General features: G+C 67.5%; 12 protein-coding genes. 6 read left to right on the top strand and 6 right to left on the bottom strand.

The window, feature by feature from the left end; genetic code table 11:
• The 3 genes from HNH97_RS07200 to HNH97_RS07210 all read left to right on the top strand — a co-directional run bounded on the left by HNH97_RS07200 (nt 1) and on the right by HNH97_RS07210 (nt 3,308).
• Entirely contained in the window at nt 1–1,194 is a 1,194-nt protein-coding gene (locus HNH97_RS07200) for a hypothetical protein (RefSeq protein WP_171790450.1), read from the top strand.
• Between the two features lie 2 nt (nt 1,195–1,196).
• Nucleotides 1,197–2,735 carry an NADH-quinone oxidoreductase subunit D-related protein gene (locus tag HNH97_RS07205; protein ID WP_171790451.1) on the top strand — a complete coding sequence of 513 codons (1,539 nt, stop codon included), beginning with the start codon at nt 1,197–1,199 and terminating at the stop codon, nt 2,733–2,735.
• 129 nt (nt 2,736–2,864) lie between these two features.
• A complete protein-coding gene (locus HNH97_RS07210) occupies nt 2,865–3,308 on the top strand; it encodes an NADH-quinone oxidoreductase subunit B family protein (protein WP_171790452.1) in 444 nt (147 codons plus the stop codon).
• Here the strand turns inward: HNH97_RS07210 and HNH97_RS07215 are convergent.
• Genes HNH97_RS07215 through HNH97_RS07225 form a run of 3 tightly spaced genes read right to left on the bottom strand, consistent with a single transcriptional unit; the run spans nt 3,288 to nt 5,661 of the window.
• Nucleotides 3,288–4,151, bottom strand: coding sequence for a CDP-alcohol phosphatidyltransferase family protein (locus HNH97_RS07215; protein WP_167400259.1), 864 nt, complete (start codon nt 4,149–4,151; stop codon nt 3,288–3,290). The genes HNH97_RS07210 and HNH97_RS07215 overlap by 21 nt on opposite strands.
• A 6-nt stretch (nt 4,152–4,157) precedes the next feature.
• Complete coding sequence (locus HNH97_RS07220) at nt 4,158–4,835, bottom strand: phosphatidylserine decarboxylase (RefSeq protein ID WP_171790453.1); 678 nt, start codon at nt 4,833–4,835, stop codon at nt 4,158–4,160.
• Between the two features lie 34 nt (nt 4,836–4,869).
• Nucleotides 4,870–5,661, bottom strand: a complete 792-nt coding sequence (locus HNH97_RS07225) for a methyltransferase domain-containing protein (RefSeq protein WP_171790454.1) — start codon at nt 5,659–5,661, stop codon at nt 4,870–4,872.
• Nucleotides 5,662–5,778: 117 nt separating this feature from the next.
• On the opposite strand from HNH97_RS07225, the gene gloB reads away from it, so the two are divergent.
• Genes gloB through phaR form a run of 3 tightly spaced genes read left to right on the top strand, consistent with a single transcriptional unit; the run spans nt 5,779 to nt 7,732 of the window.
• Nucleotides 5,779–6,507, top strand: a complete 729-nt coding sequence (gloB, locus tag HNH97_RS07230; protein ID WP_171790455.1) for a hydroxyacylglutathione hydrolase — start codon at nt 5,779–5,781, stop codon at nt 6,505–6,507.
• Nucleotides 6,504–7,151 carry a glutathione S-transferase gene (locus tag HNH97_RS07235; protein WP_171790456.1) on the top strand — a complete coding sequence of 216 codons (648 nt, stop codon included), beginning with the start codon at nt 6,504–6,506 and terminating at the stop codon, nt 7,149–7,151. The genes gloB and HNH97_RS07235 overlap by 4 nt, the downstream gene beginning before the upstream one ends.
• A gap of 47 nt (nt 7,152–7,198) precedes the next feature.
• On the top strand, nt 7,199–7,732 hold the full coding sequence (phaR, locus tag HNH97_RS07240) for a polyhydroxyalkanoate synthesis repressor PhaR (RefSeq protein WP_171790457.1): 534 nt from the start codon (nt 7,199–7,201) through the stop codon (nt 7,730–7,732).
• Between the two features lie 282 nt (nt 7,733–8,014).
• Here the strand turns inward: phaR and HNH97_RS07245 are convergent, their stop codons facing one another.
• From HNH97_RS07245 to HNH97_RS07255, 3 genes are all read right to left on the bottom strand, one after another.
• Nucleotides 8,015–8,782: a lysophospholipid acyltransferase family protein gene (locus tag HNH97_RS07245; RefSeq protein ID WP_171790458.1), complete on the bottom strand. Its 768-nt coding sequence runs from the start codon at nt 8,780–8,782 to the stop codon at nt 8,015–8,017.
• Nucleotides 8,783–9,068: 286 nt separating this feature from the next.
• Nucleotides 9,069–9,740 carry a YdcF family protein gene (locus HNH97_RS07250; RefSeq protein WP_171790459.1) on the bottom strand — a complete coding sequence of 224 codons (672 nt, stop codon included), beginning with the start codon at nt 9,738–9,740 and terminating at the stop codon, nt 9,069–9,071.
• Nucleotides 9,719–10,578 (bottom strand): cell division protein FtsX (locus HNH97_RS07255; RefSeq protein ID WP_171790460.1); only part of this gene is annotated, 860 nt, incomplete at its 5' end. The genes HNH97_RS07250 and HNH97_RS07255, both read right to left, overlap by 22 nt.

Here is a 10,578-nt window from a genome sequence, read left to right on the forward strand (position 1 = left end):
ATGGCGGTGTGCTGGCCCTACCTGTCGGCGCTGGCGCTTGGGGTGCCGTCGCACGGGGGGGAGCGAACGCGCGCGGCGGTGCTGTCGGTCGTGGGACTGGCCTGCGCCGGTGCCTGGTGGGGCGCGCGCGGGATGTCCGTCCATGACGTGATGCTGCTGTGCCCGCCGGTCCTGCTGTGCCTTGTCACCATGGTGCATGTGGGCGGCGCGGGGGCGTGGGGACGCATTGATGCGATCATGGCGCAGTGCGTGACGGGCAATGCCATGGCGGCGATCGCGGCGGATGATGTGGATGTCACCATCGCGCTGCTGGCGCTGACGGTGCTGATGCGTGTCGCACCGATGGTACTGCGTCACGGACAGGCGCGCGAGGGATGGCGCTTTTTCCATGCGGGGGCGGCGGGCGTGATCGTGGCGCAGGCCGGGGCGCTCGTGCTGTCGCCGCTGGGCAACGGGCCGCTGGACGGGTTGGGCATGGTCCTGCTGGTGGCGGGGCTTCTGGGGGCGTGTGGCCTGATCGGGGTGTCCCTGCCGGTCGGGCGGGATCAGGGACTGTGCATCATGCCGGTGATTCCGGTGCTTTACCTGCTGTCGGGGCCGGTCGTGTCGCTTGATGCGGAACTGGCGGCGATGACGTTGCAGGCCATGATGATCGGCATCGGGTGCGTCATGGTCTGGGTCGCGGCGCTGCTGGTGTGGCATGTCCGGATGCAGGCGCGACAGGCGCACGGACAGCAGGTGCCGTCGCACGATGCACGGCGCTGGGGGCATGTGATGGCGGGCTGGATCGGGCTTGCGGTCATGGGGGCCGGGGCCGGTGGCCCGGTGGGTACGATGGCCTGCGTCCTTGCGATGATGGCCGTGTGCCTGTGCGCGCCCCTGCGGGCACGTTTCGCGCCGTGGCCCGCGCTGCTGCGCCATGTCCGTTCCGGCCTGCCGCCCACCCTGCCATTCGTGGCGATGATGATGACGGTGATGGCGGTGGCACGGGTGTCGGTCTGGGCCATGGTCGCGCTGCTGCCGGCGCTGTGGCTGCTGTTTGTGGGGGCGTCGGCGGATCGGGGCGGCATGGGCGCGCGATCACACCCGGCGGAGACGCCGGGCGGTGTGCTGGCGCGCAATGCCAGCGCGCTGGCCCTGCTGGCGCTGCTGGCGGGCGGGCTTGTGGTCGTGGCGTATCCGGGGGGACTGTGACGATGGCGCAGGCGCAGGTCAGGGACGGCCTTACGGCGCTGGTGGCCCGGTGGGCGGAGGTCCAGGGCGGTGGGCCCGGCGACGTCCCATGGCGTTTCCACCTGACGGAGGATGCATGGCGCGACCTCCTGGCCTGCCTTGTGGCGGACCCGTCGCCATTCGTGGGCATGTGGTGCGACGGCCGCGCGGTGTTTGTCGCGCTTGCGCCGCAGGTGGGGGAGATGCTGGTCGTATCGACCCCGGTGGAGATGCAGCGCTACTGGGGTCTGTCATGCGCCTGTCCCGCCGCAGGCGTGTATGAGCGCATGATCCATGACCTGTGGGGGGTGGAGGCGCTGGATGCCCGTGACCTGCGGCCATGGCTGGACCATGGGGCGTGGGGCGTGACATGGCCCCTGTCCGACCGTCCCGTGCCGGTGCAGGGCGCAAATGTTGCGGAGTTCCGCGAGGTTGCGGAGGTGATGCGCGCGGGCGGCACGATCTGCGAATATGGTCCCGCGGACGGAGGCTTTCACGCACCAGCCTACCTGCGGCTGGCGGTGCCGGGGGCGCGCGTTGTCGATGCGCAGTGGTGGATGGGATATGCGCATCGGGGGATCGGGGCGCGGATGCGTGGCAGCGACCCGGCGCAGGCCCTGCGTCTGGCGGCGCGGATCGACGGTGCGGCGTCGGTCGCCCATCAGGCCGCGCTGGCCCGCGCCATGGAACAGGCCCTGCGGCAGGAGGTGGCGGGACAGGTCGCGACCATGCGGGCGATGTTTTGCGAACTCGAACGTGTGGCGACGGTGCTGTTCGATGTCGGAGGCGTGGCCGAAGCCGCAGGGGATGTGCGGCTGGCGCGGGAATGTGCGCAGGCGCGGGAGCATGTGCTGGCGTTCTGTGATGCTGCGTTCGGGCGGCGGATGCTGATGGATGTCGTGACGTTCGGGGGCGATGGGGGGGATGCCGCTGCCTTTGCATCCCGGGCGGAGGAAGTGTGCACATGGCTGCGCGGGGCGCATGCGCGGCTGGAGGCATTGTACCGCCACCCGCGCGGACTTGGCGGCCTTGTGCGTGGACTGGGCGTGCTGTCCGCCGACATGGCGCGCCAGCTTGGCGTGACGGGCGTGGTCGCGCGGGCTTCGGGGCGGGAGGGGGACCTGCGCCACCTTGTCCCCGGATATCATGATGGCTGGCTGCCCGCGGGCGTGGAACAGGCGGGCGATGTCGATGCCCGCATGCGCGTGCGCCTGCGGACCGTGGGGGTCAGCCTGCGTATCCTTGATGCGCTGGGCGGTGTCCTGTCGCGCGCGCAGCCTGCGGCGGATACCGCATCGTCGCCGGTTGGGGACGGGGAGGGGACCGGCTGGGCCGAGGGGCCGCGCGGGGCGATCCGCTACTGGGTCAGGATGCAGGCGGGGCAACTGGCGGCGGTCGGGATCTGTGAGTCCACGCCCGCCCACATGCTGGCGTCTGAAATCGCGATGCATGACGCCCATGACACGGACATGCCCGTCATCATGCGTTCCTTTGGCCTGTCCCCGGCCGGTGCGGATCTGTAAAACTATTCCGGGATCATTTAGTGCTGAAAGTAATAAAAGTTTTTGGTGAAGCTTTTTTCAAAAAGCTTCGAAAGACGACACCCGAAAACTTTCATAAGGACTTGCACGACGACGTTACAGGGGAATGCCATGACACGCGCCTCCGCCACTTCAGGCATGGTCTCGGTCTTTTTTCTTGAAACCGGGGGCTGCGCCGGGTGCGCCATGGAACTTGCGGCCCTTGGTGGCGTGGCGGGGGCCGCCGGACGTGCGGGCATCCGTTTCGTGCGCACCCCCCGTCATGCCGATATCCTGCTTGTGGCGGGGCCGGTCACGCGTGCGATGGTCCCGGTGCTGGAACAGGCGTGGCAGGCGATGCCGGGGGCGCGTATCCTGATGGCCATTGGCGACTGCGCCATCGACGGGGGCGTGTTCGGGGAAAATTACGCCGTGCTTGGCGGCCTGCGCGGGCGTGTGCATCTGGACATGTCGCTGCCCGGCTGCCCGCCATCGCCCGACATGATCCTGTCCGCCATCACCCGATGGGTGCGCGAGGTCGGGCTGCCCGCGCCCTCAGACCGCCGGAAGGTCTGAGGAGTCTTCCTCCGCGTGCAGGGCTTCGGCCTCTCTCTTCAGGCGGCGGAAGCTGCGGCGGCTGAGCGGGAGCAGCAGCAGGTAGATCACGCCCGCCCCCGCCAGCGCCCCCCACGGATCGGCGACAAAGACGGCCGCATACCCCCCGATCCCCAGCATGACCGGCAGGACGAAGGGGGCGGGAACCTTGAAATTCTTGAACGACCAGACTGGCAGCGTGGAGACCAGCAGGAATGCCGTCCCGCTCAGCGTAAGGGCGGGCATCAGCGGATCGCGCGCCATGTCGTACAGCGCGTTCCAGCCCAGCTTGTGCGCCTCCAGCCCCAGGAACAGCGGGAACATCGCCAGTCCCGCGCCCGCGGGGGCAGGCACGCCGGTAAAGAAATTGCTGGCGTATTTCGGCTGTTCCACGTCATCGAGGCTGGCGTTGAAGCGCGCAAGCCGCAGCGCCATGCACACGGTGAACATGATGCACGGGACATAGCCAAAACGCCCGCCATCCTTGAGCGCCCACAGGTAGAGGACAAAGGACGGCGCCACGCCAAAGCACAGGAAGTCCGAAAGGCTGTCGAATTCCGCGCCGAACCTGCTGGTCCCGCGCAGCAGGCGGGCGATGCGCCCGTCCAGCCCGTCGATGCATGCGGCGATCAGCAGCGCGGTCGCGGCTTCGCCAAAGCGTCCCTCCAGCCCCATGCGCATGCCCGTCAGCCCCGCGCACAGGCCCAGCATCGTCATGATGTTGGGGACCATGCGGTTGAAGGACGGCCCGCGTACCCGCGGGCGCCTGCGCCGGATCAGGCGTCCGCGCCGCCGGGGCGCCGCTGCCGGGGAAGCATCGGTCATTGCGGGTTACAGCCGCGCCATGACCGTTTCGCCACCGGTCATGGTCTGCCCGACCTCCACCAGCGGTTCCACTCCTTCGGGAAGGTAGAGGTCCGTGCGCGAGCCAAAGCGGATCAGGCCAAAACGCTCGCCCTTTTCGTACTTCATCCCTTCCTCGGCATCGCACAGGATGCGACGTGCGATCAGGCCCGCGATCTGCACCACGGCCATGTTGCGCCCGTCAGGCAGCGTCAGGCGCACGGCGTTGCGTTCGTTGAGTTCCGACGCCTTGTCGAGGCTGGCGTTAAGGAACTGCCCCGCGTGATAGGCCACGCGGGTTACCGTCCCTGCCGCGGGCATGCGGTTGACATGCACGTCCAGCACCGAAAGGAACGTCGCGATCCGCCACACCGGCGTGCTGCCCATGTCGAGTTCGGGGGGAGGTGCGATCTTTTCCACCGAAACGACGTGGCCGTCGGCCGGGGCGACCACCGCATGCGGATCCGCCGGGATCACGCGCCTGGGGTCGCGGAAGAAATACAGGCAGAAGCCGAAGAACAGGCCGCACGCCGTGCCCGCCAGTTTCGTGGCCCGGAACGGCAGCGCGCGTCCGAGCAGCGCACCCGCGCCGGAGGCCAGCAGGAAGGGACGGGCCGCCGGATGCGGGGGCGACATGACGAGCTTCAGGGATTGGATCAGGGACATGGGACAAGCTTCATGAAGATTTCGCAAACCAAGGTCAAGAGCGCAGTGCGGGGCCGCCGCCATGGCGTGGCGCATTTTTGCCCGCGCCGGTGCTGCTGCGGCTGAAGGCATCGGCGCGGCGCAGGCGCAGCGCGGGCATGCGGATCGGGGCCGTGGCGTTGCCCACCGGGGCATAGGCGTCCTTGACCGCCTCGATCACGCAGACCCCGCCAAGGTAGGGCAGCACCCGCGTGCCGGCGCGTTCCAGCATGCCCGACCACCGCCGTCCGCCCGTTGGCCCCACGGGGGGGAAATACAGGGCATTTTCATGCCGCTCCACCCGCAGGCACGCGGTGGCGAGCGCGCGGGTGATCTGCCGGTGCGAAAATGGCGTCCCCTGGCCAAAGGGCGACGTGTCGGCATGCGCCCACATGCCCGAACGGTTCGGCACGACAAGAAGCAGGCGCGCATCATCCTTCATCACCTTCCACACCTGACGCAGCAGTACGTTGCGTGCGTCCGTGACCTCCAGCGCGTGGACCATCACGACACGGTCGAAAAACAGGTCGTCAAAGGGGAAGCGCCCTTCCGCCACGACACATTCGCGGCCCGTCGGTCCCTCCGCCTGGGCGGGACGCGTGACCAGCGTGTCCAGCCGCGCGGACACGCACGTGGTGATGTCATTGTCCCACAGCGACAGGTAGGGCACGGTATAGCCCACGCCCAGCACGCGTCCCCCCGGCGCGTCGGGCCAGAACGACGACAGGTGCCGCCGCAGGTGGGTGGCGGCAAGCCTCCCGCGGGGGCTGGCATAGAACTGGCTTGCGATGCGCGTGTTTTCTTGCATTGTCCACCGTTAGCACAAACAGCGCGCCCATGTGGGCGGTGGCAGGCGGCATGCCTGTGGCGCATGGGGCGCGGACAGGCCCCGGCACGGTGGCGCAACCGGAGAAAGGGAAGGCAGATGACGCTTTTCATACAACCCGTTCCGATATTGCAGGACAATTACGCCTGGTTCCTGCGCGATGGGCAAAGCGGGGCCTGCGGCATTGTCGATCCGGCGGAGGAGGGGCCCATCGTCGCGGCCATTACCGCGCATGGCGGCAGGCTGGACCGTATTTTCCTGACGCATCACCATGCGGACCATATTGCCGCCGCCGATGCGCTGCGTGCGCGTTACGGGGCGCAGGTGATCGGGGCTGCGGCCGACGCGCGCCGCCTGCCACGCCTCGATATCGCGGTGGGGGACGGGGACCACGTGATGCTGGGCGCGGCGGAGGCGGTCGTGATCGACACGCCGGGCCATACACGCGGCCATGTCAGCTACTTCTTTCCTGCGACACCTGCGCTGTTCTGCGGCGATACGCTGTTCAGCATGGGATGCGGGCGCCTGTTCGAGGGAACGGCGCGCGAAATGTTCGACAGCCTGCGCAGGATCGCCGCCCTGCCGGATGAGACACTGATCTGCTGTGGCCATGAATATACCCTGTCGAACGCACGCTTTGCCCTGCATGTCGATCCCGCCAACGCGGCGGTCGCCGAACGGATGCGCGAGGTGGAGGCCCTGCGCGCGCAGGGCCGGCCCACAGTGCCGGTGACTTTGGCCGAGGAAAAGCGCACCAACCCCTTCCTGCGTGCGCCGGATGTGGCGACGCTTGCGAAACTGCGCCAGGAAAAGGATGTCTTCCGGTGAAACTGTACAGTTCCGTCCTCAGCCCCTATGCCCGCAAGGTCCGCGCGGCCATCCATGCGCTCGGGTTGCAGGATCGGGTGGAGATCATCAACGTCAACATCTCCGCATCCCCCGCCGAGGTCGTCAACGCCAATCCGCTGTGCAAGATCCCGACGCTGCTGGGCGATGACGGGACGGCGATGTATGACAGCAGGGTCATCATCGAATATCTGGGTGTCGTGGCCGGGTCCGACATGCTGGTGCCCGCCGCCGGCATGGCGCGGTGCATGGTCCTGCGCACGCAGGCGCTGGGTGACGGGATCGCGGATGCGGCCATCCTGTATCGCGGCCTTCTGGCGGCAGGGATTGCGCCCGACGCGGGGCCTGCCGTGCGGCAGATGGCGGCCGTGGAGCGCGGGCTTGCGGCACTGGAGCGCATGGCGCGCGAGTCGGCGCCGGATGCGGTGGCGCGGCCCGATGCCGGTGCGCTGTCGGTGGGGTGCGCGCTGGGCTTCCTTGATGCACGATTTGCGGAACTGGGGTGGACAGGGCAGTATCCGGCACTGGCGGAATGGTATGCCCGCCTGTGCCGGGTTGACTGCATGCGCCGCAGTGCGTCGCAGGACACGGCAGGGACGTGCCCGAGTGGTGCGTCATACCGATAAAACAGGGCGTTAAGCCATAAGGTTCCGCGCAGAAGGAGCACAGTCTATTGTCGCCACCGCACGTTCCGGTTGTCATCAAGAAATATGCCAACCGGCGATTGTACGATACCGATCGTTCGACCTACATCACGCTCGACAGCCTTGCCGCAATGGTCAAGGAGGACCGCCCCTTTGTCGTGCTTGATGCAAGGACGGGCGACGATATCACCCGTGGCGTGCTGGCGCAGGTCATCCTGGAGGAGGAAACAAAGGGCCGCGCGATGCTGCCGGTCCCGTTCCTGCGGCAGTTGATCCGCTGGTATGGCGATAGCAGGCAGGACGAGGTCTCGGAATATCTTGAACGCATGATGGACGAATTCATCGCCCGGCAGGCCGATGCGTCCCCGGAACTGAGCAGTGCGCTGGGTGCGGAAAATGCGGAAATCATCGGGCAGGTGATGTCGATGTTCACCTCGCTCCATGCGGTGGAGCGCGGGGTCGGAAGCGGCCCGTCGGTCGAAAGCCTCGTGCGGGAGGTCATGGACCTGCGCGCCGAGGTGCAGCGCCTGCGGGGCGACGGGGCGGGCGCTACCGCATCGTAACCGGGTGCAGGTGCGGGGGGCGCATTCCCTGTCGTGCCTGCTTTCGCGCATCCGGCATCGCGGTGGGGAAAAGTGTTTATCCACATTGCCGCCGTCACGTAACGGACATGTTCCCCCGTCATGGGGATGATGTATGTGACAGGCGGGTTACAGCGCATATGCGCGTAAATTCTGCATGAAAAACAGGATCATGCATCACTATGCCTTCCGCGCGGGGCGGGTGGTCAGGGCGTGCGCGATGGCTGGGGCGTGTAATGGGGCATCAGGTCCGTTGCCGGGTTTCTACGGTTTCGCGGCTGTTGTCGCGCCGTTTCCAACAGGATTATCCACAGCCGGCGCCAGCAGCGGCAGGCCATTTTCGCGCGACAGGGTTTCCCACGCCGTGACGATGGCCGGCAGGATCTGCGCGCGTTTCGTGGTGCATGACAGTGGCGCGCCCAGCACGATGTGAATGGTGCCCGGATGCTTGATGAAGGCGTTGCGGCCCCAGTGCTGGCCGGAATCGGTGGCCACCGGGATGACCGGCAGGCCCGAATGCGCCGCCATGGCCGCGATGCCGGGATGCAGTTTCCCGATCTCCCCCGGGGGCATGCGCGTGCCTTCGGGGAAGATGATGATCTGGCGATGGTCCTCACGCGCCTGGTCGGTTGCCGCCAGCAGCGCACGCAGCGCCTTTGCCCCGCCGGTGCGTTCCACCGGGATCATCCCCGTCAGCAGCAGCATCGGGCCGACCAGCGGAATGCGCGTCAGTTCGCTTTTCATGACATAGGTCGGGCGTTCCACGAGGTTCATCCACACCAGCGTGTCAAAGGCCGACTGGTGCTGGCACGCCAGCAGGCACGGACCATCGGGCAGGTGTTCGCGTCCGCTGACGACGATGCGGATGCCGCAGATCAGCCTCAGCCCCCGGATCGTCAGGCGCGTCCATGCCTGGGCATAGGACAGGGCGCATGACGGGACGAACGCACGGATCGGCAGCGCCGCGATCCCCATGACCAGTGTGAGCATGAAGAAATACAGATTGAAGATGCAGGCGCGCACGAACGTCATGTCAGGCGAAATCCCTCGGAGGCTGTCTGGAAAAGTGATCCGGGTAACATGCTGAAGAAACAAGGAAGTTTTTGATGAGGCTTTTTTCGAAAAGCTTCGAAAGACGCCGCCTTTCCGAAAAGAGGGGGCATCCGGAAACTCTTGTTTCCATCCAGAAAATTATTTTCAGATACGTCCTCAATGCAAAAAGGAACGGTGCACCACAAATGGCAACGGACGGGGTATGACCCTGTAACACCAGAAAATCCCCGCCAAGACAAGGCGCGCGCCCCGCATGGGCGGTGCATCAGGGTGTGGCGGCATGGGCGACGGGGCGGGTGTCGTCATGGTGGATCAGGCCATGCACCGGCCGCGTCCAGCGCGCGGTATCAACACAGGCCAGCAGCCATTTGTCATATTCGACCACCAGCAGCCGCCATGTCGCAAGGCGTCGTGGATGCACAAGGGCGGGTGGCTGCACCGCAAAGGGATACAGCGTGACACCCGGCACGGCGCGGGCAATTTCCATCATGGCGCGGCGGATGTGATACCCCGCCGTCACCACGATCAGGGAATGGATGCCATGGGTGCGTACCCATTGCGCCGTCTCATCCGCATTGCCCAGCGTGGAGGTCGCCTGCCGCCCCAGCGTGGTATGCAGCCACACCCCCAGCGGCAGCAGGCGCGGCGTGCGCGTCAGGAAATCCCCCAGTGTCGCATGCGGGTCCACGCCGGAAATCAGCAGTTGCCGCGCCCGGTGCTGCGCCATCAGTTGCAGCGACGCCTCGATCCGGCCCTGCCCGCCCGTCAGGGCGACGGCCCCGTCACAGGGCGGGGGCATGCGTGGCGGGCGTCGGGCGTCGCGCACGAACCACACCAGCCCCATCGCCCATGATGCGACCAGCATGCACGCCACCGCCAGCACCAGCAGCAGGACACCGCGCCGCGCGGGCGCTTTCATGGCAGCCGGCGCAGCCATGCGCGCACCGTCATCTGTGTCGTCACCCATCCCAGCGCCGCCGCCCCCACCGGCAGCGCGCCAAGCATCGCCAGCAGCGAGGACGGCAGCACGCCAAGGACCTGCGTCGCGGACGCGGCATTCCACGCGGCGGGCGAGAACACGGCCTGCATGTCGGGCATGTCCGCGCCATTGAACGGCGCCGCCAGCAGGCACAGCACGACCAGCACCGGCATGGCGAGGACACTGCCACACGCCCCGCCCAGCAGCGCAAGCGTACCCACCCGCCATGCAAAGCGCGCGGCGATGTAGCCGTCCGTCGCGCCGAGGGAATGGATCAGGTCGATCGCCCGCCTGCGCGCCTGAAGTCCCGCGCGCGTGGCGGCCATGATGACGACGGCCGACACCGCGATGACGATGAAGATCGCCAGCAGCGCACAGGTCTGCAGGCTGTCGGCCAGGGCTGCGAGGCGGTCGCTCCAGATGCTGTCATGCTCGACCACGATGCCGGGCACCTGCGCCTGCAATGTGCGCATCACGTCATCGGGCAGGTGGTGCGCGTCGCGGGCATGCACCTCGATCACGGCGGGCATCGGCAGGACAAGGTCGCTGCCCTGTTCGATCCATGGCGCCAGCAGGTTGCGCAGCTCCCCATCCGTCAGGCGATGCACCGCGCCCGCATCATCGCCCGCGGCGGCGGACAGGGTGGCCATCGCCGCCTGTATCCGTGTCGTGGCCCCATTCCCCACAGCCGTGCCCGGCGTGCCGGTGGCCGGGGCATCGGGGTCGGGCACCTGCACGGTCACGACCGCCCCCGCCCCGTGCGTCCAGCGCGCCGAGAGCGCATGCGCCCCGATCC

This window comes from Gluconacetobacter entanii (assembly GCF_013155425.1).
In the GTDB taxonomy this organism is placed as follows: Bacteria; Pseudomonadota; Alphaproteobacteria; order Acetobacterales; family Acetobacteraceae; genus Novacetimonas; species Novacetimonas entanii.

Excerpts from the sequence above, each read along its gene's own strand:
- HNH97_RS07200 (WP_171790450.1), top strand. The coding sequence starts at position 1 with ATGGCGGTGTGCTGGCCCTACCTGTCGGCGCTGGCGCTTGGGGTGCCG.
- HNH97_RS07205 (WP_171790451.1), top strand. The coding sequence starts at position 1,197 with ATGGCGCAGGCGCAGGTCAGGGACGGCCTTACGGCGCTGGTGGCCCGG.
- HNH97_RS07210 (WP_171790452.1), top strand. The coding sequence starts at position 2,865 with ATGACACGCGCCTCCGCCACTTCAGGCATGGTCTCGGTCTTTTTTCTT.
- HNH97_RS07215 (WP_167400259.1), bottom strand. The coding sequence starts at position 4,151 with ATGACCGATGCTTCCCCGGCAGCGGCGCCCCGGCGGCGCGGACGCCTG.
- HNH97_RS07220 (WP_171790453.1), bottom strand. The coding sequence starts at position 4,835 with ATGTCCCTGATCCAATCCCTGAAGCTCGTCATGTCGCCCCCGCATCCG.
- HNH97_RS07225 (WP_171790454.1), bottom strand. The coding sequence starts at position 5,661 with ATGCAAGAAAACACGCGCATCGCAAGCCAGTTCTATGCCAGCCCCCGC.
- gloB (WP_171790455.1), top strand. The coding sequence starts at position 5,779 with ATGACGCTTTTCATACAACCCGTTCCGATATTGCAGGACAATTACGCC.
- HNH97_RS07245 (WP_171790458.1), bottom strand. The coding sequence starts at position 8,782 with ATGACGTTCGTGCGCGCCTGCATCTTCAATCTGTATTTCTTCATGCTC.
- HNH97_RS07250 (WP_171790459.1), bottom strand. The coding sequence starts at position 9,740 with ATGGCTGCGCCGGCTGCCATGAAAGCGCCCGCGCGGCGCGGTGTCCTG.